At 72.3% G+C, this 23,783-nt stretch carries 27 protein-coding genes; 12 read left to right on the top strand and 15 right to left on the bottom strand.

Features of this window, described 5'->3' with window-relative positions; translation table 11 throughout:
- Positions 1–32: 32 nt before the first annotated feature.
- Complete coding sequence (locus ACTWO6_RS03325; protein WP_007455245.1) at positions 33–200, bottom strand: DUF3117 domain-containing protein; 168 nt, start codon at positions 198–200, stop codon at positions 33–35.
- A gap of 188 nt (positions 201–388) precedes the next feature.
- Between ACTWO6_RS03325 and ACTWO6_RS03320 the strand changes: the two genes are divergently transcribed.
- Complete coding sequence (locus ACTWO6_RS03320; protein WP_446218161.1) at positions 389–1,207, top strand: PaaX family transcriptional regulator; 819 nt, start codon at positions 389–391, stop codon at positions 1,205–1,207.
- A gap of 4 nt (positions 1,208–1,211) precedes the next feature.
- Positions 1,212–2,003: an enoyl-CoA hydratase/isomerase family protein gene (locus tag ACTWO6_RS03315; protein WP_446218160.1), complete on the top strand. Its 792-nt coding sequence runs from the start codon at positions 1,212–1,214 to the stop codon at positions 2,001–2,003.
- A gap of 87 nt (positions 2,004–2,090) precedes the next feature.
- Here the strand turns inward: ACTWO6_RS03315 and ACTWO6_RS03310 are convergent, their stop codons facing one another.
- The 5 genes from ACTWO6_RS03310 to ACTWO6_RS03290 form a co-directional block, all read right to left on the bottom strand.
- On the bottom strand, positions 2,091–2,843 hold the full coding sequence (locus ACTWO6_RS03310) for an SDR family NAD(P)-dependent oxidoreductase (RefSeq protein ID WP_446218159.1): 753 nt from the start codon (positions 2,841–2,843) through the stop codon (positions 2,091–2,093).
- A gap of 64 nt (positions 2,844–2,907) precedes the next feature.
- The gene (locus ACTWO6_RS03305; protein WP_446218158.1) at positions 2,908–3,531 is read right to left on the bottom strand and encodes a hypothetical protein; all 624 of its coding nucleotides are present in this window, start codon (positions 3,529–3,531) and stop codon (positions 2,908–2,910) included.
- Between the two features lie 61 nt (positions 3,532–3,592).
- The gene (locus ACTWO6_RS03300) at positions 3,593–4,189 is read right to left on the bottom strand and encodes a DNA-3-methyladenine glycosylase I (RefSeq protein ID WP_446218157.1); all 597 of its coding nucleotides are present in this window, start codon (positions 4,187–4,189) and stop codon (positions 3,593–3,595) included.
- A gap of 40 nt (positions 4,190–4,229) precedes the next feature.
- On the bottom strand, positions 4,230–4,727 hold the full coding sequence (locus ACTWO6_RS03295; RefSeq protein WP_130331304.1) for an SRPBCC family protein: 498 nt from the start codon (positions 4,725–4,727) through the stop codon (positions 4,230–4,232).
- Positions 4,724–5,464 carry a DivIVA domain-containing protein gene (locus ACTWO6_RS03290; RefSeq protein ID WP_446218156.1) on the bottom strand — a complete coding sequence of 247 codons (741 nt, stop codon included), beginning with the start codon at positions 5,462–5,464 and terminating at the stop codon, positions 4,724–4,726. The genes ACTWO6_RS03295 and ACTWO6_RS03290 overlap by 4 nt, the downstream gene beginning before the upstream one ends.
- Before the next feature lie 163 nt (positions 5,465–5,627).
- Between ACTWO6_RS03290 and folP the strand changes: the two genes are divergently transcribed.
- Complete coding sequence (gene folP, locus ACTWO6_RS03285) at positions 5,628–6,497, top strand: dihydropteroate synthase (RefSeq protein WP_446218155.1); 870 nt, start codon at positions 5,628–5,630, stop codon at positions 6,495–6,497.
- Positions 6,498–6,522: 25 nt separating this feature from the next.
- On the opposite strand, the gene ndhC is transcribed toward folP, so the two are convergent.
- Entirely contained in the window at positions 6,523–6,900 is a 378-nt protein-coding gene (ndhC, locus tag ACTWO6_RS03280) for an NADH-quinone oxidoreductase subunit A (protein WP_130331300.1), read from the bottom strand.
- Positions 6,901–7,029: 129 nt separating this feature from the next.
- On the opposite strand from ndhC, the gene ACTWO6_RS03275 reads away from it, so the two are divergent.
- The 3 genes from ACTWO6_RS03275 to ACTWO6_RS03265 all read left to right on the top strand — a co-directional run bounded on the left by ACTWO6_RS03275 (position 7,030) and on the right by ACTWO6_RS03265 (position 11,682).
- Entirely contained in the window at positions 7,030–8,469 is a 1,440-nt protein-coding gene (locus ACTWO6_RS03275; protein ID WP_446218154.1) for a hypothetical protein, read from the top strand.
- A gap of 305 nt (positions 8,470–8,774) precedes the next feature.
- Entirely contained in the window at positions 8,775–10,622 is a 1,848-nt protein-coding gene (locus ACTWO6_RS03270) for a 2-oxoacid:acceptor oxidoreductase subunit alpha (RefSeq protein ID WP_446218153.1), read from the top strand.
- Positions 10,615–11,682, top strand: coding sequence for a 2-oxoacid:ferredoxin oxidoreductase subunit beta (locus tag ACTWO6_RS03265; RefSeq protein WP_446218152.1), 1,068 nt, complete (start codon positions 10,615–10,617; stop codon positions 11,680–11,682). Before ACTWO6_RS03270 ends, ACTWO6_RS03265 begins: the two co-directional genes overlap by 8 nt.
- 67 nt (positions 11,683–11,749) lie before the next feature.
- Here the strand turns inward: ACTWO6_RS03265 and ACTWO6_RS03260 are convergent, their stop codons facing one another.
- Positions 11,750–12,766, bottom strand: a complete 1,017-nt coding sequence (locus tag ACTWO6_RS03260; RefSeq protein ID WP_446218151.1) for a potassium channel family protein — start codon at positions 12,764–12,766, stop codon at positions 11,750–11,752.
- A 192-nt stretch (positions 12,767–12,958) separates the two neighbouring features.
- On the opposite strand from ACTWO6_RS03260, the gene ACTWO6_RS03255 reads away from it, so the two are divergent.
- Together ACTWO6_RS03255 and ACTWO6_RS03250 are read left to right on the top strand one after the other, a co-directional pair.
- Entirely contained in the window at positions 12,959–13,567 is a 609-nt protein-coding gene (locus ACTWO6_RS03255; RefSeq protein ID WP_446218150.1) for a helix-turn-helix domain-containing protein, read from the top strand.
- 137 nt (positions 13,568–13,704) lie between these two features.
- Positions 13,705–14,298, top strand: a complete 594-nt coding sequence (locus ACTWO6_RS03250; RefSeq protein WP_446218149.1) for an ATP-dependent Clp protease proteolytic subunit — start codon at positions 13,705–13,707, stop codon at positions 14,296–14,298.
- A 72-nt stretch (positions 14,299–14,370) separates the two neighbouring features.
- On the opposite strand, the gene ACTWO6_RS03245 is transcribed toward ACTWO6_RS03250, so the two are convergent.
- From ACTWO6_RS03245 to ACTWO6_RS03235, 3 genes are all read right to left on the bottom strand, one after another.
- Positions 14,371–15,252: a trypsin-like serine protease gene (locus tag ACTWO6_RS03245; RefSeq protein ID WP_446218148.1), complete on the bottom strand. Its 882-nt coding sequence runs from the start codon at positions 15,250–15,252 to the stop codon at positions 14,371–14,373.
- Between the two features lie 228 nt (positions 15,253–15,480).
- A complete protein-coding gene (locus tag ACTWO6_RS03240) occupies positions 15,481–17,265 on the bottom strand; it encodes an adenylyl cyclase (protein WP_446218147.1) in 1,785 nt (594 codons plus the stop codon).
- A gap of 120 nt (positions 17,266–17,385) precedes the next feature.
- A complete protein-coding gene (locus tag ACTWO6_RS03235; RefSeq protein ID WP_446218146.1) occupies positions 17,386–17,739 on the bottom strand; it encodes a winged helix-turn-helix transcriptional regulator in 354 nt (117 codons plus the stop codon).
- A gap of 120 nt (positions 17,740–17,859) precedes the next feature.
- Here ACTWO6_RS03235 and ACTWO6_RS03230 point away from each other — a divergent pair, with 120 nt between their 5' ends.
- Positions 17,860–18,705: an SDR family oxidoreductase gene (locus ACTWO6_RS03230; RefSeq protein ID WP_446218145.1), complete on the top strand. Its 846-nt coding sequence runs from the start codon at positions 17,860–17,862 to the stop codon at positions 18,703–18,705.
- Between the two features lie 58 nt (positions 18,706–18,763).
- On the opposite strand, the gene ACTWO6_RS03225 is transcribed toward ACTWO6_RS03230, so the two are convergent.
- Positions 18,764–19,540, bottom strand: a complete 777-nt coding sequence (locus ACTWO6_RS03225) for an HAD-IIB family hydrolase (protein ID WP_446218144.1) — start codon at positions 19,538–19,540, stop codon at positions 18,764–18,766.
- A gap of 271 nt (positions 19,541–19,811) precedes the next feature.
- Here ACTWO6_RS03225 and ACTWO6_RS03220 point away from each other — a divergent pair, with 271 nt between their 5' ends.
- The 3 genes from ACTWO6_RS03220 to ACTWO6_RS03210 all read left to right on the top strand — a co-directional run bounded on the left by ACTWO6_RS03220 (position 19,812) and on the right by ACTWO6_RS03210 (position 21,579).
- On the top strand, positions 19,812–20,144 hold the full coding sequence (locus ACTWO6_RS03220; RefSeq protein WP_446218143.1) for a hypothetical protein: 333 nt from the start codon (positions 19,812–19,814) through the stop codon (positions 20,142–20,144).
- Between the two features lie 127 nt (positions 20,145–20,271).
- Positions 20,272–20,640 carry a DUF2750 domain-containing protein gene (locus ACTWO6_RS03215; protein ID WP_446218142.1) on the top strand — a complete coding sequence of 123 codons (369 nt, stop codon included), beginning with the start codon at positions 20,272–20,274 and terminating at the stop codon, positions 20,638–20,640.
- Between the two features lie 402 nt (positions 20,641–21,042).
- Positions 21,043–21,579, top strand: a complete 537-nt coding sequence (locus tag ACTWO6_RS03210) for an alpha/beta hydrolase (protein ID WP_446218141.1) — start codon at positions 21,043–21,045, stop codon at positions 21,577–21,579.
- A gap of 581 nt (positions 21,580–22,160) precedes the next feature.
- On the opposite strand, the gene ACTWO6_RS03205 is transcribed toward ACTWO6_RS03210, so the two are convergent.
- The 3 genes from ACTWO6_RS03205 to ACTWO6_RS03195 all read right to left on the bottom strand — a co-directional run bounded on the left by ACTWO6_RS03205 (position 22,161) and on the right by ACTWO6_RS03195 (position 23,727).
- Positions 22,161–22,448 (bottom strand): hypothetical protein, encoded by a 288-nt coding sequence (locus ACTWO6_RS03205; protein WP_334493818.1) that lies wholly within the window; start codon positions 22,446–22,448, stop codon positions 22,161–22,163.
- A 453-nt stretch (positions 22,449–22,901) separates the two neighbouring features.
- Entirely contained in the window at positions 22,902–23,474 is a 573-nt protein-coding gene (locus ACTWO6_RS03200; RefSeq protein ID WP_446218140.1) for a GNAT family N-acetyltransferase, read from the bottom strand.
- A 55-nt stretch (positions 23,475–23,529) separates the two neighbouring features.
- Positions 23,530–23,727, bottom strand: a complete 198-nt coding sequence (locus ACTWO6_RS03195; protein ID WP_446218139.1) for a hypothetical protein — start codon at positions 23,725–23,727, stop codon at positions 23,530–23,532.
- Positions 23,728–23,783: the final 56 nt, after the last annotated feature.

The following is a 23,783-nucleotide window of genomic DNA, read 5'->3' as shown; positions in this document are numbered from 1 at the left end:
GCACGGCGTGCGCCGCGCGGACCGCTCCTCGATCAGCCGGCGGCTGCCTTCAGCGCATCACCGAGCGCGTTGGCCTCGTCGGGAGTCATCTCGACGACGAGCCGGCCACCACCCTCCAGCGGGACCCGCATGACGATGCCCCGGCCCTCCTTGGTGACTTCCAGCGGACCGTCGCCCGTCCGCGGCTTCATCGCCGCCATGTTGTCTCCCCTCAGACCTACACCAGGGTCGGTGGGTTGCCCCACAGCCACTTCGTCATCACCGCCGCAGCCTTCGCGGGGTGTCGACCAATGATTTTCCCTGATGAACACCGCCGGACCCAAACCGAAGCAGCATTGATGTAACAGCATCTAGCTTATCTTGGATAGGCCTGTCACAATGTGCGGTCATGCAGGCACGGTCGGCACTCTTCGACCTGTACGGCGACCACCTCCGGGCGAGGGGTGGTCGCGCACCCGTCGCCGCCCTGGTCAAGCTGCTGGCGCCGCTCGGGATCGCCCCTCCGGCCGTGCGCACCGCGGTCTCCCGGATGGTCCGTCAGGGCTGGCTCGACCCCCTCCGGCTGGCCTCCGGACCGGGATATTCGATCACACCCAAGGCGGCCCGCCGACTCGACGAGGCGGCCGTCCGGATCTACCGGACCGGGCGGGTCAGCTGGGACGGTCGGTTCGATCTGCTGGTCCTGGAGGCCCCCGCGTCCCGCCGGGAACGCCAGCGGCTCGCCGCCAACCTGACCTTCCTCGGCTACGGCACGCTCGACGACTGCACCTGGGTGGCCACCCGCCCCGGCGAGGACGTGGACCTCCTGCTCGCCGAGGCGGGCGTCCGCTACGAGCGGTTCACCGCCGCGCACGCCGCCGGCACCCCGGGGGCGATGGGCGTGGTCCGCCGCGCCTGGGACCTCACCGAGATCGGCCGGGCGTACGAGCGGTTCGTCGCGGAGCAGAAGCCCCTGCTGGCGGGCGTGACCGTGCGCAGCAGCGACGAGGAGGCGTACGCGGCCCGGTTCCGGCTGGTGCACGCGTGGCGTACCTTCCTCTTCCGGGACCCGCAGCTCCCTCCGGCGCTGCTCCCCGAGCGCTGGCCGGGCACCAGCGCGGCCAGTTTCTTCGACCGGCACGCGGCCCGGCTCCGGCCGGCCGCCGACCGGTACGTCGAGCAGTGCCTCGACGGCAACAACCGCCTCGCCCGACAGAAGGGTCGTTGAGAACGTGACCGAGCCACTGCTCGTCGACCGCACCGACGCCGTCGTCACCCTGACGCTGAACCGCCCGACGGCGATGAACTCGCTCGACGTGGCGCTCAAGGAGGCGCTCCGGGACACCCTCGCCGAACTGGAGACCGACCGCTCGTGCCGGGCGGTCGTGCTGGCCGGGGCGGGCGGGTCGTTCAGCGCCGGGCAGGACCTCCGCGAGCACGTGCAGACCCTGGAAGCGGCCGACGCCGACCCGCTGGCCACCGTGCGGGCCCACTACAACCCGATCGCCGCCCGGCTGGCCAACCTGCCCAAGCCGGTGGTCGCCGCGGTCCGCGGGATGGCGGCCGGGGCCGGCGCCTCGCTGGCCTTCCTCGCCGACTTCCGGATCGGCGGCCCGAAGACGCGCTTCCTGATGGCCTTCGCCGGGGTGGGGCTCGCCGCCGACACCGGCGCCTCCTGGACGCTGCCCCGGCTGGTCGGCCACGCCAAGGCCGTCGAGCTGCTGATGCTCGCCGAGCCGGTGGGCGCCGAGGAGGCCTGCCGGCTGGGCCTGCTGAACAAGCTGGTGGATGACGACGAGCAGGTGCTGCCCACCGCGCAGGAGCTGGCCGCCCGGCTCGCCGCCGGCCCGACCGTGGCCTACGGGGCGATCAAGCGGCAGCTCTCCATCGCCGACGCCGGCACCCTCGCCGACGCCCTCGCCGCCGAGGCGCAGGCCCAGTCGATCTGCGGCGCCACCAGCGACCACAAGGCGGCCACGATGGCCTTCGTGAACAAGCAGAAACCGGTCTTCGAGGGACACTGACCCGCTTGACGTCGCCGACGTGGCGGTGTCCCGGCCCGCGCGCCACCCCACGTCGCCGACCCGGCGTCGCTCGCGACCGGGCGGCGGTCAGCGGGCGACGTAGCCGCCGTCGACCGGGACGGTGTGGCCGGTGATCCAGGCGGCCTCGTCCGAGGCGAGGAAGGCGACCACCCCGGCCACGTCGTCCGCGGTGGGGATGCCGGGCTTCGGGTTGAACGACTCCATCTGCCGGCGCATCTGCCCCGGGTCCGGCGCGCTGTCGATGAAGTGCTCCACCAGCGGGGTCATCACCACCGTCGGGGCGACCGCGTTGACGCGGATGCCGCGGGCCGCGTACTCGATCGCCGCCGAACGGGTCAGGCCGACGATGCCGGCCTTGGTGAAGGTGTACGGGGAGATGTTCTCCTGGGCGGCCAGCGCGGTGGTGGAGGAGGTGTTCACGATCGCGCCACCGCCGCCGCGCAGCATCGCCTCGATGCCGTACCTCAGGACGAAGAAGACGCCGTCGCCGTTGACCCGGCGCACCCGCTCCCAGTTCGTCACGTCCATCTCGTGCAGCGGCTGCTGCTGGCCGTCGACGCCGGCGTTGTTGAAGATGACGTCGATCCGGCCGTACCGCTGCATGGCGTCGGCGATGCCCTGCTCGACGGAGGTGGCCTCGCCGGTGTCCATGGTCACCGGGTAGCCGTCCGGCAGACCGGCGGCGACCCGCTCGGCGCCCTCGGCGTCGATGTCGGCGATCACCACCTTGGCGCCCTCGGCGGCGAACCGGCGGGCGGCCGCCTCGCCGAGCCCGGACGCCCCGCCGGTGACCAGCGCGACCCTGTCCTGGAACCGCATCCGCCCCCCTCGCGCGACCGGCCGGCGCCGGCCCTCCCCGGCACCGTAACCGCGCGCCGGTGGGTCAGTCGTCCGCTTCGGGATCCTGGTTGGCCTCCACGCCGAGCACGAACGCCTGCATGGCCAGCTCGTCGCCGGCCGGCGAGACGAAGGCGGGCAGCTCGCGCGGCCCCAGCTCCTGCACGTAGGCCCAGAAGAGCCGCACCGCTTCGGCGGGCGAGGCCGCCTCGATCGGCAGGTCCAGGCTGACCAGCCAGGAGCGGCGCGCCGGCGGCGGGCCGAGCCGGTCGGCCAGCGCCCGCCAGGTGGCCTCGTCCAGCCCGGTCACCGGCCCGTCGAGGGCCAGGCCGCCCGCCGGCACCGGCTCGTCGAAGACCCGCCGGGTGTACGTCACCACGAGCGCGCCCGGAACGGCCTCGGACTGCGGGTCGTCCGGATCCTCGCGGGTCTCGGCGGTGGCCGCGGCGACCCGACCGAGGGCCACCAGCCGGAGCGGCGCGTCGACCAGCACCGCGACCGGGTCGCCGGGCCGGGGCCGGGCCGGCCCGTCCAGCCCGGTCAGCTCCAGGGTGTCGTGGTGCACGAGCCGCTCGGCCTCGTACCGTTCGGCGGGCAGCAGCACCGCCCAGGCGCCGGGCCCGCTGCCGCCGTCGATCGTTCCGCCCGCGCGGACCTCGGTGTCGGTCATGGTCCAATCCCATCACGCCGGGTCGGCGCCGGCGCCGTCACGTCGGCCGGACCCGTCGCCGTCACGCCGGGCCGGCGGTCCCGGCCCGGTCGACGGGCACGTGACAGCCGGCGAGGTGGTCGTCGACCATCCCGGTGGCCTGCATCAGCGCGTACGCGGTGGTCGGGCCGACGAAGCGGAAGCCGCGCTTCTTGAGCGCCTTGGCCAGGGCGGTGGACTCGGGGGTGAGCGCCGGCACCTCGGCGAAGGACCGCGGCCGGCCGGCCCGGGGCGGCGGCGCGAACGACCAGAGCAGCGCGGAGAGCCCGTCGGGCAGCTCCAGGGCGGCCCGGGCGTTGGCGATCGCCGCCTCGACCTTGGCGCGGTTGCGCACGATGCCGGTGTCGGCGAGCAGGCGGGCGACGTCCGCCTCGCCGTAGCCGGCGACCTTGTCGATGCGGAACTCGTCGAAGGCGAGCCGGAACGCGGGTCGCTTGCGCAGGATGGTCAGCCAGGAAAGGCCGGACTGGAACGCCTCCAGGGTCAGCCGCTCGTAGAGCGGGTCATCGCCGCGCAGCGGCCGGCCCCACTCGGTGTCGTGGTAGAAGGCGTAGTCCGGGGTGCTCGCGCCCCAGGCGCAGCGGGACAGCCCGTCCGCGCCGGTCACCAGGTCAGTCACGGCCTACACGCTAGGCCAGCCCCCCGACAACGGGCGGCGGTCAGGGCAGCCGGCCCTGCTCCACCAGCCGGGCGAACTTCTTCAGCGCCTGGGTCAGGCCGAACTTCGAGCCGGGCCAGAGCACCGGCCGGGCGACCCGGCCGGCGGCCCCGCCGGGCAGGTGGAACCACTCGTGCCAGACCACCTGGGTCCGGTCCCGCTCCACCGGGGTGCAGCGCAGCACGCCCGGCCCGCGCAGCAGCCGGCCGCAGTGCACCACCCCGACCTCGTACGGCGCGTCGACCCGGACCACCCGCATCTCGTCGCGGAGCACCGCCGGGCCGAGCGCGGTGACCGCCTCGACCAGGCTGCCCTCGCCACCGTCCCCCTCGACCACCCGGACGGTGGTGAAGGGGACCCAGTCGGACTGCCGTTCCCAGGCGGTCAGCGCCGCGAAGACCCGCTCGACGGGGGCGTCGACGATCACCGTGGCCGTCACCTCACCGGCGCCGGGCTGGGCGGCCTCGGCCAGCCCGTCGGCGCCTTCGGGCCCGGTCACGCCCGCTCCGACCGGACCACCGCGCCACGCTCCCGCTCACCGTCGCTGTCGCTGTCGTCGGCGGCGGCCGGGCCCTGCGCCGTCCGGCCGACCTTCCCGGCGGGGTCGGTGGCCGGGGCGCTGGCGGCAGGGGAGGAGGTGGGGTCGGCCGGCGGCCGGACCGGGACCTCGCGGTCGGCCGGCTCCTGGTCGACAGGCGCCGCGACCGGGACGACCCCACCGGCGGGCGTCGCCGGGGCGGGCGTGGGGAGCACCGCCTCGTCCTCGACGGCAGCCGCGGCGGGCGCGGCCGCCACCCCGGCCTCCGCGTCCGACGCGTCAGCCAGGGTGTCGCCGGCCGAGCTCACGGCGTCGGTCGGGGCGGCGGCGGGGCTCGCGCCGGCGGACTCCTCCCGGGCACGGCGCAGCGCGTCGGCGTCGGCCGTGCGCCCCTCGCGCAGCGCGGCGACCTCCGCCTCCAGCACGCCGATCAGTTCGGACTTGTAGCCGATGTCGTAGGCCGCCCGGCGCATCGCCTGGTCGACCTGGGCCATCCGGTAGCCGCGCAGGACGGTGTCGAAGCGGGCCTCGGCGACGTCCGACTCGTGCAGCGGGCGGCTCCCCGGTAGGGGCACGGCCCGCCCGTCCGGCTCGGCCGGCGCCAGGCCCGGGTCGCGCCCGGAGACCAGCACCGTCACCCCGAACACCACCGCCGCGACGGTCAGCGCGACGACCAAGAGGAGCAGAACCTGACCCATGGGGAGATCGTGGCACGCGGGCTGGCCCCGGGCGAGCCCTCCACCCGCTCAGATCATGATTCGCAATCCCGGGACGTACCGGGCGGGGCGGTCGGCGGCGGACCGGATAGCGTCGGGGGCGGCCGGCGGTACGTCCGACGGCGGGCGGAGACCAGGAGGCGGGATGGCCGGGACGCTGCGGCTCGGTGGGCGGGCGTTCGCCCCCGGGGAACTGGTGGTGATGGCGATCGTCAACCGCACGCCGGACTCGTTCTTCGACCGGGGCGCCACCTTCGCGGCCGACAGCGCGCTGCGCGGCGTGGAGCGCGCGGTCACCGAGGGCGCGGAGATCATCGACATCGGCGGGGTGAAGGCCGGGCCGGGCGAGGAGGTCGACGTCGCCGAGGAGATCCGCCGGACGGTGGACACCATCGCCGCGGTCCGGACCGCCTTCCCCGAGGTGGTCATCTCGATCGACACCTGGCGGGCCGAGGTGGCGGTGGAGGCGGTGGCGGCCGGCGCCGACCTGCTGAACGACACCTGGTCGGGGGCGGACCCGGCGCTGGCCCGGGTCGCCGCGGCCACCGGCGCCGGGCTGGTCTGCTCGCACGCGGGCGGGCTCAGCCCGCGTACCCGGCCGCACCGGGCCGCCTTCGACGACGTGGTGGCCGACGTGGTCGCGACGGTGACCGGGCTCGCCGAGCGGGCGGTCGCCCTCGGCGTACGCCCCGACGGCATCCTGATCGACCCGGCGCACGACTTCGGCAAGAACACCCGGCACTCACTGGAGATCACCCGGCGGCTCGCGGAGCTCTCCGGCACCGGCTGGCCGCTGCTGGTGGCCCTGTCGAACAAGGACTTCATCGGCGAGACGCTGGACCTGCCGGTGCCGGACCGGCTGGAGGGCACGCTGGCCGCGACCGCGGTCTCGGCGTGGCTGGGGGCCCGGGTGTTCCGCGCCCACCAGGTGCTCCAGACCCGTCGGGTGCTGGACATGGTCGCCTCGATCCGGGGCGACCGGCCGCCCACCCTGACCCGACGCGGCCTGGCCTGACCGGGCTCGGCCGGGCCGGCGGGGGTCAGGTCCAGCGCAGGATGTTCTTCCGCCAGGCGTAGAGGATGCCGAGCGCGACCACGGCGACGAAGATCCCCATCTCGACCACGGTCGTCACGCCGAACCCGGGCCGGTCGAAGACCAGCGCCCAGGGGAAGAGGAAGACCGCCTCGACCGCGAAGAGCACGTAGAGGTACGCGTAGACGTAGTAGCGGATCTGCATCTGCGCCCAGTCGCCGCCGACCGGGTCGAGTCCGCACTCATAGCTGGTTCGCTTGCCCCATGGATCGGCCGGACGGCTGGGACGTAACACCCGATTGGCCGAAAACGCCGTAACGAAGAAGAGGACGCTGGCGAGCAGCAGGAGACCGAGCGTGGCGTACGAGCCGAGGTAACCGGTCACGGAGGACGACCCTACCGTGCCCGCCGCCCGCGCTTACCGAGCATGTTACGGATTTGTTTCCCTGGAGAACTAGTGCCCCTCGGCAACTATTACCGAATAATGAAACCTCACTGAGTGTCCGGAGGACAGATGGCCGACCTGCCCGTACGCCCCGACCGGCGGGTTGCCCAGCGACGGACCTCCGCACTGCTGGCGGCCTCGCTCGCGGTCGGCCTGGCGACGGCGGTCGCGGTCGCTCCCGCGTGGGCGACCGCGTCACCGACGGCGACGGCTGTGGTCACCGCGGCCACCGATCCGGGGGGCGAGCCCGCCGCCGACCCGACGGACAGCACTCCCCCGGCCGAGCCGACCGCGACGGACCCCACGTCGACCGAGGCGCCGCCGACCGAGAGCGCGCCACCGGAGACCACCCCGCCGGCCCCGACCACGACCGAGCCCGTGCCGGCGACCACCGCCCCGGGCGACCCGGCGCCGACCACCACGGCGCCCACCACCGCCCCGGCCCCGCCGCCCCCGCCCGTCGTGCCTCCGGCGCAGCCCCCGGCCCCGCCCGGCCCCGGCCAGCCGGCCCCCGCCCAGCTCGGGGTCCGGGTGACCACCGAGGACGTCGCGCTCAGCCCGGCCTACTGGAACGCCGACAGCACGGTGACCACGCTGCGGGTGACCGTCACGAACACCGGCAGCGTGCCGGAGCTGATCCGGCTCGCCTACCGGCTGCCGGCCGGGCTCACCGACGCGGGGACCACGGGGTGCGCGCCCGCCGGCGGCGGCAGCTACCGCTGCGGCGGATGGACCACCGCGCCCGGCGCCCGGTTCAGCAGTTCGATCCGGGTCCGGGTGGACGGTGCGGCCTGGCGCTCGATGCCGCTCAGCGGCTCGGTCGGGGTGACCGCCACCGCCCCGGGCGTGACCGGCGCGGCCGCGGACGACGAGGGCTTCGCGGTGCTCTTCCCGCCCGGCCCGCCGGTACCCGGCATCTCGCTCCGCGCCGACGAGGTGCTCTTCGACATCAGCGGCGCCCCGAGCGTCCTGACCGTCCGGCTCGGCAACACCGGCCGGGTCGACGCCGCCGGCCGGGTCGAGGTGATCCTGCCCGACGGGGTGACCGCGTCCGGCCCGCCGGCCGGCTGCGTTCCGCTGGCGCCGACCCGGACGCGGTGCGACCTGGGCATGGTGCCCGCCGGCCGCACGGCCACCCTCCGGCTGCCGGTGACCGCCACGCCGGCGGCGCAGCGCCGGGCTCCGCTGGCCGGCGCGGTCGTCGGCCGGCTCGACCCGCGCAGCGGCCGGAGCCGGCAGGTGCAGATGAGCTTCCGGATCAACGCCGCGGCCGCCGTGTCCACGCCGGTCGCCACCCCAGCGCCGACCGGCTCCCAGGGCGTGCTCGCCGCCGCCGAGCCGGCCGCCGACGGGGGCGGCTTCGGCTCGGTGCAGCGGACGGCGATCACCCTGATCGCGGTCTCCGGGCTGCTGGTGGTGCTCGCCCTGGTCCTGGCCACCACCTCGCTGCGTCGGCGGATGACCGCGCCGCCGGCCGACCCGACGGTCGCCCCCGCCGCCGCCGAGTGAGCGCCGCCGGCCGGGGTGCGCCCCGGCCGGATCGACCGGGATGCGGTGATCTCGATTACGGATGCCGGTACTAAACACCGCAAAGCCGGGCATACAGCGGGCCGGTCAGGTCCCATACGTCGGACCTCCACCAAGGTGGCCCTAAGGAACCGACGTAGGCTCTGACGTGAGGAACGGAGCGGGCCGGACAGCTTCGGACGGTCGGCGACAGCAGCGCGTCAAGGAGGTCACGTGGCGGGGCAAGGCGGGGTCACCAACATGTTCAGCCGCCCGTGCGACGGCGCTGAGCGAAGCGAGGTGCGGGCGTGACCAAGCAGATCCGTCAACTCGACCGGGTGGTCATCCGATTCGCCGGCGACTCCGGCGACGGCATGCAGCTCACCGGCGACCGGTTCACCTCCGAGACGGCGCAGCTCGGCAACGACATTTCGACGTTGCCGAACTTCCCGGCCGAGATCCGGGCGCCCGCCGGCACCCTCCCGGGCGTGTCGAGCTTCCAGGTGCACTTCGCCGACTACGACATCCTGACGCCGGGCGACGCCCCGAACGTCCTGGTCGCGATGAACCCGGCGGCGCTCAAGGCCAACCTGGCCGACCTGCCGCGCGGCGCGGACATCATCGTCAACACCGACGAGTTCACCAAGCGCAACCTCGCCAAGGTGGGGTACCAGGTCAGCCCGCTGGACGACGACTCGCTCGCCGGCTACGTCGTGCACCCGGTGGCGCTGACCTCGATGACGGTCGGCGCGCTGGCCGCGCAGGAGGTGTCCAAGAAGGACGCCGAGCGGGCCAAGAACATGTTCGCCCTGGGCCTGCTGAGCTGGATGTACTCCCGGCCGTACGAGTCGACGCTGCGCTTCCTGGAGCGCAAGTTCGCCGCCCGGCCCGAGCTGGTCGCGGCGAACGTGGCCGCCTTCCGGGCCGGCTGGAACTTCGGCGAGACCACCGAGGACTTCTCGGTCCGGTACGAGGTGAAGCCGGCGAAGATGCTGCCGGGCACCTACCGGAACATCACCGGCAACGCGGCGCTCTCGCTCGGCCTGGTGGCCGCCGGGGTCCGCTCCGGGCTGCCGGTCTTCCTCGGGGCGTACCCGATCACCCCGGCCTCGGACATCCTGCACGAGCTGAGCAAGCACAAGCGGTTCGGCGTGATCACCATGCAGGCCGAGGACGAGATCGCCGCGGTGGGGGCCGCGCTCGGCGCGTCGTACGGCGGCTCGCTCGGCGTCACCACCACCAGCGGCCCCGGCGTGGCCCTGAAGAGCGAGACGATCTCCCTCGCGGTGGCGCTGGAGCTGCCGCTGGTCATCGTCGACGTGCAGCGGGCCGGGCCGTCCACCGGCATGCCCACCAAGACCGAGCAGGCCGACCTCAACATGGCGCTGTACGGCCGGCACGGCGAGGCCCCGGTCGCGGTGATCGCCCCGAAGTCGCCGTCGGACTGCTTCCACGCGGCTCTGGAGGCGGCCCGGATCGCGCTCACCTACCGCACGCCGGTGCTGCTGCTGTCGGACAACTACGTCGCGAACGGCTCCGAGCCGTGGCTGCTGCCCGATGTGGAGTCCCTGCCCGACCTGCGGGTGGAGTTCGCCACCGCGCCCAACGGCGAGGACGGCACCACCTTCCTGCCGTACCTGCGTGACCCGGAGACCCTGGCCCGACCGTGGGCCATCCCGGGCACGCCGGGCCTGGAGCACCGGATCGGCGGCCTGGAGAAGGCCGACAAGACCGGCGACATCTCGTACGACCCGGCGAACCACGACTTCATGGTGCGGACCCGGGCGGCCCGGATCGAGACGATCCCGGTGCCGGACATCGAGGTGGAGGACCCGGACGGCGACGCCCGGGTGCTGGTGCTCGGCTGGGGCTCGACGTACGGGCCGATCGGGGCGGCCTGCCGGGGCCTGCGGCAGCGCGGGCTTTCCATCGCCCAGGCGCACCTGCGCCACCTGGCCCCGATGCCGGCCAACCTCGGCGAGGTGCTGCGCGCCTACGACCGGGTCATCATCCCCGAGATGAACCTCGGCCAGCTCGCCCACGTGATCCGGGCGAAGTACCTGGTCGACGCGATCGGCTACAACCAGGTCCGCGGCCTGCCGTTCACGGCCGCCGAGCTGGAGACGATGCTGGAAGAGGTCCTGAAGAATGTCTGAGCCCGTCGCCCTCAAGCTCACCGCCAAGGACTTCAAGTCCGACCAGGAGGTGCGCTGGTGCCCCGGCTGCGGCGACTACGCGATCCTGGCCGCCGTCCAGCAGTTCATGCCGGAGCTGAACATCCCCCGGGAGAACATCGTCTTCGTCTCCGGGATCGGCTGCTCGTCGCGCTTCCCGTACTACATGAACACGTACGGGATGCACTCGATCCACGGCCGCGCCCCGGCGATCGCCACCGGCCTGTCGGTGTCCCGCCCGGACCTGTCGGTCTGGGTGGTCACCGGTGACGGCGACGCGCTCTCCATCGGCGGCAACCACCTGATCCACGCGCTGCGCCGCAACGTCAACCTGAAGATCCTGCTCTTCAACAACCGGATCTACGGCCTGACCAAGGGGCAGTACTCCCCGACCTCCGAGGTCGGCAAGATCACCAAGTCGACCCCGGTCGGCTCGGCGGACGCCCCGTTCAACCCGCTGTCGCTGGCGCTCGGCGCGGAGGCCACCTTCGTCGGCCGCACCATCGACTCGGACCGCAAGCACCTCCAGTCGGTGCTGCGGGCCGCAGCGGAGCACGAGGGCTCGGCCTTCGTGGAGATCTACCAGAACTGCAACATCTTCAACGACGGCGCGTTCGACCAGCTCAAGGAGCCGGGCACCCGGGACGACTACCTGATCCGGCTGGAGCACGGGCAGCCGATCATCTTCGGCGCAGCCGGCAAGCCGAACAGCCAGGTCGGTGGCAGGGACGGGCAGTTCTGTGTCGTCCACCCGCCGGGCGGCTTCGGCCTGGAGGTGCGGGAGACCGCCTCGGTACGCCCCGAGGAGATCGTCGTGCACGACGCGACGGTCACCGACCCGGCGTACGCCTTCGCGCTGTCCCGGCTGCCCGGGCTGGACCTGCGGAACACCCCGATCGGCGTGTTCCGCTCGGTCAGCCGCCCGTCCTACGACAGCGCGGTCCAGGAGCAGGTCGCCGCGGCGAAGGCGAAGGTCACCGAGACCCCGGAGCAGCAGCTCGCCGGCCTGCTCGGCAGCGGCGACACCTGGACGATCCTCTGACCCGCTGACGGCACGACGTCGAAGGAGGCCGCTCCCCGCCCGGGGAACGGCCTCCTTCTTTCGTTGGTCAGGGAGCGGAGGTGGCGGCCTGGGGGCGGTCGTCGCGGACGTGGACCAGCATGTCGCCGGTCTCGATCACCGCGCCGGCCCGGTCGCTCAGCGTGACCACCTTGCCCCGGCGGACCAGGGCGATGACCAGGGACTCCAGCTCGCGCGGCGACCGGCCCACCTCGTCGCGCTCGGCGGAGCGCATGGCCAGCGCCATGCCCTGCCCCGGGGTGAGCAGGTCCTCCACCACGTCGATCAGCGGCGGGGCGGAGGTGGAGAGGCCGAGCAGCCGGCCGGCGGTGGCCGAGGAGACGATCACGTGGTGCGCGCCGCTCTGCTTGAGCAGCGGCGCGTTCTCGGCCTCGCGGACCGCCGCGATGATCCGGACCTGGCCGGCGGTGAGCTGCCGGACGGTCAGCGCCACCAGCACCGAGGCGTCGTCGCTGTCGGTCGCGATGATCACCGACTTGGCGGTCCGGACGTGCGCCTCCTCCAGCACCGACGAGCGGGTGGCCGAGCCCTCGATGGCCACCAGCCCGGCCGAGGTGGCCTGGCGCAGGGCCGGGCCACTGCGTTCCACCACCACGATCCGGGAGCGGTCCAGCCCGTTCTCGAGCAGGGCGGAGACGGCGCTGCGGCCCTTGGTGCCGTAGCCGCAGATGATGACGTGGTCCTTCACGGTCCTCCTCCACCGCGACAGGCGACGGCCGGTCCGGTACTGCTCGGTCAGGACTTCCAGGGTGGTGCCGACCAGGATGATCAGGAAGAGCACCCGGGCCGGCGTGACGAACAGGACGTTGACCAGGCGCGCCGAGGGCGCCGCCGGGGTGATGTCGCCGTACCCGGTGGTGGAGAGCGAGACCACCGCGTAGTAGAAGCAGTCGAGGAGGGTGAGCCCGTCCTCGTTGACGTCGCGGTAGCCGTCCCGGTCGAGGTAGACCGCGGTGACCACGGCGAGGACCAGGCCCAGGGCGGCGAGCAGGCGCAGGCTGAGCGCGCTGAGCGGCCCCCGCCGTTGCGCGGGAAAATGGATCACCGTCGGTCCTGCCCCGCCACCGTCGCTCGCACGCCCACAACATAGCGGGTACCACGTCCGTCGGCCTCCCGGGTGGCCGCTATCGATGTCCGGGCCGGACCGGGAGGGTGCCCGGCCCACCCGGGCCACCGGTGACGTCGGCCAACGGGCATGATGGGGGTGTCCCGGGACGACGACCGCGAGGAGGCCCGCATGTCGTTGCTACGACGGGTGATCGGCGGGGTGCTGCGCCGGGTGCGGCTGCGGCAGGGCCGCACGTTGCGCGAGGTCGCCCTGGCGGCCGGGGTGTCGCTGCCCTACCTCTCCGAGGTCGAACGCGGGCGTAAGGAGGCCTCCTCGGAGGTGCTGGCGGCGATCTGCCGGGCGCTCGGGATCAACCTCTCCGACCTGCTCGAGGAGGCCCGGGACGAGCTGCGCCGGGTCGAGCGGCGGGTTCCCGCCGCGTCCGGGACGGGCCTGGCCCGACTCGACCGGGTGCCCGCCGCCCGCCACGACACCGGCCCCCGGCTGCGGATCGGCTTCCACCCCGAGGTGCCGCACCCGGACGGGCCGACCTCGTCCGTCGGTTCGGCGCGGGGGGTCCCGCACCTGGGCATCACCGGCTCGTACGAGCGCTCGCTCGGCGGCGGCGGACTCTTCGCGGGCGGGTCGACCGGGCACGTCGGGTCAACCGTCGGCGGCACGGGCCTGCGCGTCCGGCTGATCGCCTCCGCGCCGGCCGGGCGCCCCGGTCCGCGTACCTCCGGCGTGCTGGCTCGCCGGCGGGCCCGGGCGGGCCGGCGGCGGCTGACCGCCGGCTAGGCCGGCCCGGTTCTGCCCACGGCCGATCTGCCCCGGGCAGAATCGTTGGGCCCCGGTGGCCGGGCCGCCGGAGGCTGGAGACCGCCGGTTCCCCGGGCGGTCCGTCGCCCGCCGGCGGCGCGGAGGGCGGTCAGATCATGGGGTACGGCGTGTGGATGCTGGACGGCGGCAAGCCGTCCTTCGGCGACCAGGTCTTCGAGCGGCTGCTCCGGGAACGGATCGTCTTCCTCGGCACCGAGGTCACCGACGAGTCGGCGAACCAGATCTGCGCGCAGATCCTGCTGCTGGCCGCCGAGGACCCGGACCGGGACATCTACCTCTACATCAACTCGCCGGGCGGTTCGGTCAGCGCCGGGATGGCCGTCTACGACACCATGCGCTACGTGCAGAACGACGTGGCCACCCTGGCCCTCGGCATGGCCGGCTCGATGGGGCAGTTCCTGCTCTGCGCGGGGGCGGCCGGGAAGCGGTTCGCGCTCCCCCACTCGCGGATCATGATGCACCAGCCCTCGGGCGGGATGGGCGGCACGGCCGCGGACATCACCATCCAGGCGGAGAACATGCTGCACGTCAAGCGCACCATGCAGCAGCTGATCGCCGAGCACAGCGGACGGACGCTGGACGAGATCCAACGCGACTGGGACCGGGACCGCTGGTTCACCGCCGAGCAGGCCCGCGAGTACGGCCTGGTCGACCGGGTGCTCAGCCGCGCCGAGCAGCTGCCCGCCTGACGGCCCCCACCCGCCGCCCGGCACGGGGGCGGCCGGCGGGGTGACCCCGCCGGCCGCCGGTGGCGCGGATGGTCAGGGCAGGTCGACGAACTCGTCGAGGAAGCCCCGGGCGCTCGGGGTGTCCAGCCGGTACGACACGTTCGTCGCGTAGCAGGGGCCGTCCCCGGTGATGGTGGTGGCGGCGAGCACCAGCTCCCCGTCGACGGTGACGAAGTTCGGGCCGCCGGAGTCGCCGTAGCAGGCGCCGCCGTAACCCCGGCTCTCGTTCATCGCCAGCCGGACCCAGGTCTTGTTGAGCGCGTCGAAGCCGACCTCGGCCTTCATCCGGACGCCGCCACCCGGGTGGGTCTGGCCGCCGGGGCCGTTCAGGGCCTCCTCCGTGCCGTACCCCATGACCTGCCAGGTGGCCGCGTCCAGCTGCCGCGGGCCCATCACGTCGAACTGGCCGGCGGTCGGCAGGGTGGCCGGGGTGAAGTTCCAGTTGTCGGCGAGTGCGGCGGCCTGGCCGGGGTCGAACTCGATGACCGCGATGTCGTGCGCGTCGGCCGAGTTGCCCGGGTAGTCGGAGCTGGTGTGCTCGGTCCCCTCGACCCCGACGGTGACCGCGATCTGCTCCGGGGTGAGCCCGTCGGCCTTGGCCTTGTCGAGCTCGCCCTGCACGTCCTGCTCGAGCGAGACGAAGAACCGGGCGCCGGGCGCCCAGTCGGTGGTGCAGTGCGCGGCGGTGAGGAAGGTGTCCTCGTCGATCATCGTGCCGGAGCAGTACCAGTCGATGACGTCCGGCGTGGCGGGATTGAGGTCCCGGTCCCACAGGACCAGCAGGGCGCCCACCTCGTGGCGCTCCGGGGCGGGCTGGGCGTTGTAGGTGTTGATGGCGGATGCTGGCGTGGCACCGACCATGACGGCGGCGACCGCCGTGCTGGTCAGTGCGGCGAGCAGTACGGAACGACGCAATGGGCCCTCCGGTTCACAGAGCGGTGGTCGAGGCGCCGACGGCAGCCTGCGGCGGACACGCCCCCTCGATCGCGTCCGTCACCCGTTCCCGACGGGCGGCCGCGACACGCCGGTCCTCGATATACGCCGGAGCCTATGACCGGCGGGGCCCCTTCGCACAATGTGGCGGGCGCAGCGCGTTCCGGCGAATTCTTGTTACATCGCCGGTGCGCCGCGCCCGTCGCCGGATCACGGGTAGCTGACCACCGGGCTGGTGCCGTACGAGCCGACGACCGGGGTGCCCGCCTCGTTGATGGTGCGCTCGATGCCGCCGCTGCCGTCGAGGAAGACGGTCACCGCGTCGTGGAAGCGCACGCCCGCCCGCCTCGGGCTCTCGATCGCCCGGTCGCAGCGGATGTCGACGCCCTGGTTGAAGTAGGAGTAGACGCCCAGCCCCCACGCCTCGTGCTCGCGTACCTGGTCGGCGACCTTGTACGAGGCCCAGCCCCGGCCGGTCGGGCTGCTCCAGGCGGCCTGGCTCGGCGGGTCGTAGGGCAGCTCGCTCTGGTAGAAGACGGTGCGCCCGCGCTCGCCGTTCCAGATCGTCTGGTACCGCTGGTAGTGCTCGACGAAGAGCCCGTACGCCGTCACGTCGTCGCCGTTGACCACCACGCCGGTGTCGGCGGTGTTCGAGGTCCAGCCGATGCCGTTGCCGTGGTCGCCGCGCCAGGCCCAGATGTTGTCGATGATGGCGTGCCGGCTGTTCACCACCAGGCTGGTCACCGCCCGGCCGACGCCGGGACCGCCGATCCGGAAGAACACGTCCTGGAGCGAGATGGGGTTGGTCGCGTGGCTGCGGTGGCTGTGCCGCTTGCCGACCTCGACCAGCACCTCCGACTGCTCCGGCCCGGCGTCGACCAGCACGCCGGCGATCCGAACGCCGTCCACGTCCTCGATCCGCAGGGCGGCGTCGCCGGTGGTCGGGGCGAGGCTCGGCATGCCGAGGCCGAGCACGACGGTGTCCGGGTGCTTGACCCGCAGCGCCCGGTCCAGGTGGTAGACGCCCGGGGTGAGCAGCAGGTGCCGGCCCCGGGACAACTCCTGGTTGATCCGCTGGGCGGAGTCGGTGGGCTTGGCGATGAAGAAGTCGCACAGTGGCAGCGAGGGGACCGGCCGGGCACCCTCGCCCCAGGTGGTGCCGGCGGTGTCGTGCCGCAGCCCGGGTACGGCCACCCGCCAGCCACCGTCGGCGGCGACGAAGAGGTACGGCTTCTCCCGGGTCACCGGGCTGGTCGGCAGCGTGGTGTACGGCGGGTTCGGGAAGCCCTGCGCGGGCGCGCCGAGCACCCCGGAGAAGACCTGGTTCCAGACCCCGTTGGTCCAGTCGCCGCCGAGCTCGCTGTCCCGGGTCAGCCACTGCTGCTGCGAGCCGTTGATGGTGATGCCGTCCACCTTGGAGTCGGCGATGTAGCCGCCGCTGGAGTAGCCGCCGTTGCCGGGCTCCAGCCAGAGGATGCCCTTGATGTGGACGCGGCGCATCGGGGAGGCCTGGGAGACCGCCCACTGGTTCGACCAGTCGGTGGGCGTGACGGAGAGGTTCTCCGCCGAGCGCCAGAAGTTGGTCAGGGCGGAGATGCCGGCCGGCGAGTTCGGGTCGGGCTGGCCGACGACCCGTACCGCGCCGTGGATCTCGACGTCGTCGGGGTGACCGCCGAGGCCGGCGACGGTGGTGTAGTAACCCAGCTTGGCGTTGACCTCGTACCGGCCGGGCTTGAAGAGCACGGCGTACCGGTCGGCGCCCATCTCGTTGTGCTCCTGGGCGGCGAAGAGCCGGTCCAGGGTGGACTGGATCTCCGCGGTCGGGGTCGACGGGTCGTACACGAAGACGTTCGGGCCGAAGTCGGGCTCCGCGTCGCCGGTGCCGGCGGGGGCGGCGGCGGCCGGCAGCGCCGGGAGCCCGAGGGCGGTGAGAGACGCCGCCGAGGCGGCGGTGAGGGTGAGGAAACGGCGGCGGGAGGGGTCGAGTGGTCTCATCGGCCTGCCTGTCGGTGGGGTACGGGATCGGCCGCGGCGCGGAGAGCGCTCTCACTACCGGGACGTCCTGTTTCTACCCCGTCGACGCCGGCCGCGCCAGACCGCGCCGGTTCCGGAACTTCAGCGGGCGTCGTAGCGGGCCCGGGCGGCCTCCACCTCGGCGAGATGGGTGGTGGCCCAGGCCTCCAGCCCGGCGACCAGGTCGAGCACGCTGCGACCCAGGTCGGTCAGCGCGTAGTCCACCCGGGGCGGGACGCTGGCGTGCACCGTGCGGGTGACCAGGCCGTCCCGCTCCAGGCCGCGCAGGGTCTGGGTGAGCATCTTCTGGCTGATCCCGTCGATCCGCTCGGCCAGCTCGCCGTAGCGCTTGTCGCCGTCGGCGAGGGCGAGGACGACGAGCACGCTCCAGCGGTCGCCGATCCGGTCGATGACCTTCCGGCTGCCGCAGTTCCGGTTGAAGGGATCCGGGTTCACGCCATTACTCTCCTTCGGTGCGTACCGAACTTCAAGGTGCCTACTCTCCAACGGGAAGTAAGCCTGCGCTCTTCCCGTTCCTGTGGGAAGAAGTCCTTATCGCAACCGCAGGGAGTTTCCATGTCCATCGTCGTCACCGGCGCCACGGGCCAGCTCGGCCGCCTGATCATCGAGTCGCTGCTCAGCCGGGGCGTACCGGCCGACCAGATCGTGGCGGTCGGTCGCGACACCGACCGCCTGGCCGACCTGGCCGGGCGCGGGGTGGTCACCCAGTTGGCCGACTACGACGACGCCGAGTCGCTGCAGGCCGCCTTCGCGGGCGCCGAGAAGCTGATGTTCGTCTCCGGCAGTGAGGTCGGCCGACGCGTGGTGCAGCACGGCAACGTCGTCACCGCCGCGAAGGAGGCCGGCGTCGAGCAGGTGGTCTACACCAGCATCGCGAAGGCGGACACTTCCAGCCTCGTGCTCGCCGCCGAGCACAAGGCGACCGAGCAGCTGATCCGAGACTCGGGCCTGCCTTACGTCTTCCTGCGCAACAGCTGGTACCTGGAGAACTACACCGCCCAGCTCCCGACGTACCTCCAGCACGGCGTCGCGGGCGCGGCGGATGACGGCCGGGTCAGCGCGGCCACCCGCGCCGACTACGCCGAGGCGGCCGCGGCGGTGCTCACCACCGAGGGCCACACCAACAAGGCGTACGAGCTGGGCGCCGCCCCCTTCACCCTGACCGATCTGGCCACCGAGATCTCCCGGCAGACCGGCACCGCGGTCTCGTACATCGACCTGCCGGTCGACAAGTACACCGAGCTGCTGGTCGCGGCCGGCGTGCCCGAGGGGTACGCGGCCGTGCTCGCCGACGGCGACCGGGGTCTCGCCCAGGGCGAGCTGGAGGTCGGGGACGACCTGGCGAAGCTGCTCGGCCGTACGCCGACGACGCTCGCCGAGGCGGTCCGCGCCGCGCTCTGACGCCGCCGACACCGCCGCCCCGGGTCTTTGATCCGGGGCGGCGCTCTGCGCTCAGCGGCTACGCGCGGTCCACGCGCAGCTTGACCAGGTCGTCGACGAGGGCCTCGACGTAGTCGGCCGTCTCCTCCCAGCGGGTGACGGCGACCGTCCGGATGCCCATGGCCTTGATTGGGTAGTCGTTGCCGCCGTGGTCCAGCCGGTCCCCGACGAAGAGCACGTTGTCGATCTTCAGGTCCAGGCACTCCAGCAGCTTCCGCATGCCGTACGCCTTGTCCACGCCCTTGCGGGTGACGTCGATCGACGTGGAGCCGCCGCCGCGGACCTCCAGGTCGGGCAGCTTGGCGGCCACCGCGTCCCGGAGCCGCTTCTTCTTGTCGCCGTCCGGGTCCCAGCCGTACTTCTCGGCCGGCGGGGCGGACTGGCCCAGCGCGGAGAAGGTGATCTGGCTGCCCCGGTCCTCGATCACGTCACCCCAGGTCTTCGTCTCCCAGAGGTCCAGCGCCTTCGCCGACTCGGTGAGCACCTCGATCACCCGGGCCTTGTCCTCGGCGCTCAGGTCCTCCGCGTAGACCTGCCGCCAGTCCCCGTTCTGCCAGCGGTAGTAGCGGGTGCCGCAGGTGGGCATCAGGTGCAACCGCCCGCGCTGCTCCTCGGTGAGGTCCAGGTGCGCGAGCACCTGCGACTCGAACTGCTCGAACCGCCCGCCGGAGATGATGAGCACGTCGACCTCGGTGAGCAGGTGGCCGAGCAGTTCCGCCATGCGACGATCGATCTGGGACTTGGAGACAGCCAGGGTGTCGTCCAGGTCGAACGCCACCACTCGAAGATCGTTCATCAAGTACCACCATGTCGTCGCGGGCAGGCCAGGACCAGCAGCGTACCGACAGTGACGTTCCGGGGCCCGCGAGGCCCGTTCGTCACGCTCCGCGCTCCCCGGAGGGTAACAGTCGCCCGTCGGCCGGCACCCGCCTTCCGCCAGGCCCGGATGGGGATCCCGCGCCCGTTCGGCACCTTCCCGGTCCGTCGTCACCCTCGGATCCGGCACGCAACGGGCAGGGCGGTCCCGGTCCTCGTGCTGAACCCGGCCTTCTGGTTCCATCGAGACCGTGACAGACGCCGACGGGCCGGGACACGTGCTGACGGTTGGTGCGTCAGGCCGGTTCCCCGGCGTCTACTACCCGCACTGGGAATGGAGCCGGTTCGAGATGGAGGTTGCCGGACGCTGGCGACGCCGGCTCGTGCTGTGCCAGCTGATGAGTGACGCCGTGCCGTGGCCGGCGGAGATCCTGCGGACCGCCGACGCCGGTCGAGGCTACTTTGCGAAGTTCGCCGTCACGGTCGACGCGGACGTCGTTGAACGGGGCAGCTTCGGCCACCGAGGCACCCTGCGGTGGCGGCTGGCAGTACGCCGGTGGGTACACGTTCAGCCGCTCCCGTGAACGGCCCCCCGGATCGGCCGTCTGATCCTCCTGCTCGACAATGGTGTCCCGCGGCTGGCTGTGTCCGGTCAGAGCCGTCGGGCAGGATGGGCCTCCGCCTCGCGAGGCGAAGGGATGCGGAGGGCCGATGAGTATCGCCGGTGCACATGCAGCCGCCTTCAGGCGGGAGGTGTCGGCGGATCGGCAGGTCTGGACGCTGCTGGAAGACGACTCGTACATTGCTCCGCACAAGCCGGACGGCACGCGAGCGATGCCGTTCTGGTCGAAGGGGTCCCGGGCGAAGCTGGTCGTCGATCAGGTCGCGGCCCACCGCGGGCTGACGATCGCGTCGTTTGCGTTGGAGCCTTGGCTCACCGAGCTGTTGCCGTGGCTGGCGGAGCAGTCCGTGCTGGTCGGCGTCAACTGGAGCGGTGGGCGTGCGGTGGGGTACGACGTACCTGCGACGGACGTCCTTGACTGGTTCGCCTCACCTGGCGCCGACAGCCAATACCACTGACCGGTCGTTGATCAGTGGTCTGACCTGGTGCCCCCGGCAGGATTCGAACCTGCGACACACGGTTTAGGACGTGTGGACACGGCCGGAATCCGCTCGGCAGTTGCCAGGCTTGACCTGCGTCCCCACGGTGGCCGCCACGTCCAGGAGCCGACCGCCGTTGACCGTCGTCGCCCATCCCAACGGGCACGCAAGGGGCACGCGGGGCACGGTCGACTGTGAGCTTGGGAATTGGACAACGTTGGACCTTGGACCAGCGTTTCCCCTTGCCGGCATGGTCTCACCTGGCCTGGTGTGCCCCCTGCTGACACCGCGTTGTGGCCCGTGAATGGCCCGACGATGCCGCCCCTGTCGCACGTGGACTGCACGCTGGACCTGTCTTGACCGGTAGGTAAGGTCGTCCGCATGGCTGACGCTGTCGTGATTCCCGGCGCCTGGTTCGGACCGGGCGCTCCCCTGCTGATGTATGCCGGCGATGTGGCGGAGCAGCGGGGCGCAACAGTACATCGATACTCGTGGTCCCAGGAGTTTCCGAATCCTGATCAGCCAGAAATCGAGAGCTGGGTTGGCGGTGAGATCGTTCCACTGATCGACACCATTAGCGGTCGCCCACTGCTGATCGGCAAGTCGCTCGGCACGAACGCGGCAGCGATTGCCGCCGAAAGATCCTTGCCCGCCGTGTGGCTCACGCCCTTGCTCACCCTGCCGTGGGTGGCTGATGCGTTGGGCCGCGCAACCGCGCCGTTCCTGCTCGTGGGTGGCACTGCCGACAAGCTATGGGACGGTGACATCGCCCGCCGGCTGTCGCCCCATGTGCTAGAGGTGGAAGGCGCGGACCACGGTATGTACGTACCCGGCCCGCTTACCGAGTCGATCACGGTGCTCAGTCAAGTCGTGGTCGCCGTGGAGGAGTTCCTCGACGCTATTGGCTGGCCGAGCTAGTCACCTGGTCCCGCATCGCTGCTGGTACCTAGAAGCGGATCTCCTCGTCGGGCAGTCGTAGACCGTCCAGCCTCCCCGGACGGGACCCGATGGAGCGCCCTACCGGACGAACGACCTTGGCCCCGTCCGGGGAGGCTGGTAGCCCTTGTGGTGCCCGGCGAGGTGATCCGTGGCGGCATCTCTGAGGAGGGCCGGGGTTCGGGGCGGAGCCCCGAGGTCTTCGTGGTCCTGGTCGTCAGTCAGCGTGGCCGGCCGGGCCGGCGCGGCCCGCTTTGCGGGCCGCCTTGATTCAGAAGAGGCCAATTCGGCAGTGGGTCCACCATGCCCGTTGTCCTGTCACGGGACATGCTTGACAGCTCGCGTCCCACCTGATGCCCGACATGATCCTCAAGAGGAGTAGCGGAGGCCCTCACGGTCCGCGACAGGGGCGCGCATCGCGGCAGATCAGTACACCTGACCTTCGTCGACGCCCAGCCACGGGTGAGGCAATGCGCCCGGCAGCTATCCGAACGCATTGACATCGGCAGGGTCGCATACCGGCCGTCTCCAGCCGGTGGCGTCGGCGGCGATCAGTTTCCTGATCAGAAGGGGGGTGCGTCCTCGCCCATCAACGCCAGCACGACGCCTCCCTTCCCGCTCTTGAGGCTCTGGACCACGACCTTGCCGGTGCTGCCGTCGGGCAGCTCCAACGTAAAGGTCTTCCCGACCGCGTTTTTGGGGCCATTGCCGGCGCTGTTGGCGGGTCGGAAGTCGCCTGCCCACGGCGGGGTCCCACCCTTGCGGGCGGGCTCGGCGAAGAGCGCGGCGGTGCCGGGGGTCCTGCTGCCGTCCGAGGAGAGAAGCACTGAGGCGCTGCGATAGGTAGCCATATCCGCCAAGGCTATCCCGGACTGCGCTCGATCGCGCCACGACAACTGCCCCGTAACGCGAACGGCCACGAGGAGCGACCTTGATCTGCTCTCACCCCTTGGGTTGACCGTGCGTTGGGCCGCGGCCCGAGCTAGACCCCGGTCGTCGAACCTGCAGCTTCGGCGACCGACAGCCCGCCGGCTCGGCCGAGTCTCGCCACCGCGTCCGCACTTGCCCGCACCAGGCCCAGACGCCTCGCAGGTTGTCGGCGCGCACGATCGGCGGAAGATGCGGAAGTTCTGCGCCGGAAGCGGTCGACGTCCCGGAGTCGACGATCCCGGCGCGGTGCGCCCGGCCCCATTCTGGGCTGAAGGTCCCTCGCCTGCCACGCTCCACAGGCCGTCAACCGTGAAGCCCGCGGCCGACGTCCGCTTGTCAAGAGGCTGGGCGCTCTCTCGCTGGCGAAAAAGCATTCAGCGGCCAGGATCCGACCCGGACGACGGGCGCCACTGCCGCCTGATCAGCCCGTACACCCACGAGTCCGACACCTCGCCGTTCACGACGCAGTCTTCCCGCAACGTCCCTTCACGCACGAATCCGAGCTTTTCCAGGACGCGAGCAGATGCCGTGTTGCGCGTATCGGTCTCGGCCTGGACTCGATTCAGGTCCAGCGTGTCGAATGCCCACTGCAGCAAGGCGCGCGCGGCCTCCGTCGCGTAGCCGTGGCCCCATGCCGCATCGTCGAGGCAGTAGCCCATCGACGCGCTGCGATAGTCGGGGTTCCATCGGGTCAGACTGCACCAGCCGATAAATGCCCTGTCGGAAACACGGTCGATGGCCAGCCGCGCCCCGCTGCCTTCGTCCGCCATTTGCTGGCAAGCCGTGATGAAGCGTTCGGCGCGCGCTCGTTCGCTCCAGGGCGGCGCGTCCCAGTAGCGCAGCACGTAGGCGCTGCTGTGCATCGCGAAGAGGGCGTCCGCGTCTGCGCTGGTCACGGGGCGCAGTAGCAGGCGAGCGGTGTGCAGCGTGGGGGTGGGCAAGGACATACGCGCCATGTTGCCTTGTCATGAGGGGCGGCCGGGCGGCGGCATAGGCCATGCCCTAGGAGCGCGCGGCGGTCTGCGGATCGGGGAAGCGCTGGCGCTGCGCCGCCGCCACGTCGACATCCGGGCGGGCCGGGTGACCGTCGCCCAGGCGGTGGCACAGCTGCCCGGCGGCCCGGTCATCGACACCCCGAAGAACCACCAGCGGCGGGAGCTGGCCGTGCCGGGGTTCGTCGTGCAACTGCTCCGGGAGCACCTGGCGACTCTGCCCGAGGGGCCGGACGCGTTCGTCTTCCCGGGGCGACAAGCGCA

This window comes from Micromonospora sp. IBHARD004 (assembly GCF_052814115.1).
Note: the sequence above shows the minus strand (reverse complement) of the source record. Positions and strands in the feature narration are given on the sequence as shown.

What these genes read in the sequence shown, in the direction of transcription:
- ACTWO6_RS03200 (WP_446218140.1), bottom strand. Translation starts at nt 23,474, where the DNA reads ATGTCCTTGCCCACCCCCACGCTGCACACCGCTCGCCTGCTACTGCGC.
- ACTWO6_RS03215 (WP_446218142.1), top strand. Translation starts at nt 20,272, where the DNA reads ATGAGTATCGCCGGTGCACATGCAGCCGCCTTCAGGCGGGAGGTGTCG.
- ACTWO6_RS03230 (WP_446218145.1), top strand. Translation starts at nt 17,860, where the DNA reads ATGTCCATCGTCGTCACCGGCGCCACGGGCCAGCTCGGCCGCCTGATC.
- ACTWO6_RS03320 (WP_446218161.1), top strand. Translation starts at nt 389, where the DNA reads ATGCAGGCACGGTCGGCACTCTTCGACCTGTACGGCGACCACCTCCGG.
- ACTWO6_RS03275 (WP_446218154.1), top strand. Translation starts at nt 7,030, where the DNA reads ATGGCCGACCTGCCCGTACGCCCCGACCGGCGGGTTGCCCAGCGACGG.
- folP (WP_446218155.1), top strand. Translation starts at nt 5,628, where the DNA reads ATGGCCGGGACGCTGCGGCTCGGTGGGCGGGCGTTCGCCCCCGGGGAA.
- ACTWO6_RS03225 (WP_446218144.1), bottom strand. Translation starts at nt 19,540, where the DNA reads ATGAACGATCTTCGAGTGGTGGCGTTCGACCTGGACGACACCCTGGCT.
- ACTWO6_RS03305 (WP_446218158.1), bottom strand. Translation starts at nt 3,531, where the DNA reads ATGACCGACACCGAGGTCCGCGCGGGCGGAACGATCGACGGCGGCAGC.
- ACTWO6_RS03310 (WP_446218159.1), bottom strand. Translation starts at nt 2,843, where the DNA reads ATGCGGTTCCAGGACAGGGTCGCGCTGGTCACCGGCGGGGCGTCCGGG.
- ACTWO6_RS03205 (WP_334493818.1), bottom strand. Translation starts at nt 22,448, where the DNA reads ATGGCTACCTATCGCAGCGCCTCAGTGCTTCTCTCCTCGGACGGCAGC.
- ACTWO6_RS03250 (WP_446218149.1), top strand. Translation starts at nt 13,705, where the DNA reads ATGGGGTACGGCGTGTGGATGCTGGACGGCGGCAAGCCGTCCTTCGGC.
- ACTWO6_RS03240 (WP_446218147.1), bottom strand. Translation starts at nt 17,265, where the DNA reads ATGAGACCACTCGACCCCTCCCGCCGCCGTTTCCTCACCCTCACCGCC.
- ACTWO6_RS03255 (WP_446218150.1), top strand. Translation starts at nt 12,959, where the DNA reads ATGTCGTTGCTACGACGGGTGATCGGCGGGGTGCTGCGCCGGGTGCGG.
- ACTWO6_RS03290 (WP_446218156.1), bottom strand. Translation starts at nt 5,464, where the DNA reads ATGGGTCAGGTTCTGCTCCTCTTGGTCGTCGCGCTGACCGTCGCGGCG.
- ACTWO6_RS03325 (WP_007455245.1), bottom strand. Translation starts at nt 200, where the DNA reads ATGGCGGCGATGAAGCCGCGGACGGGCGACGGTCCGCTGGAAGTCACC.
- ACTWO6_RS03265 (WP_446218152.1), top strand. Translation starts at nt 10,615, where the DNA reads ATGTCTGAGCCCGTCGCCCTCAAGCTCACCGCCAAGGACTTCAAGTCC.
- ACTWO6_RS03210 (WP_446218141.1), top strand. Translation starts at nt 21,043, where the DNA reads ATGGCTGACGCTGTCGTGATTCCCGGCGCCTGGTTCGGACCGGGCGCT.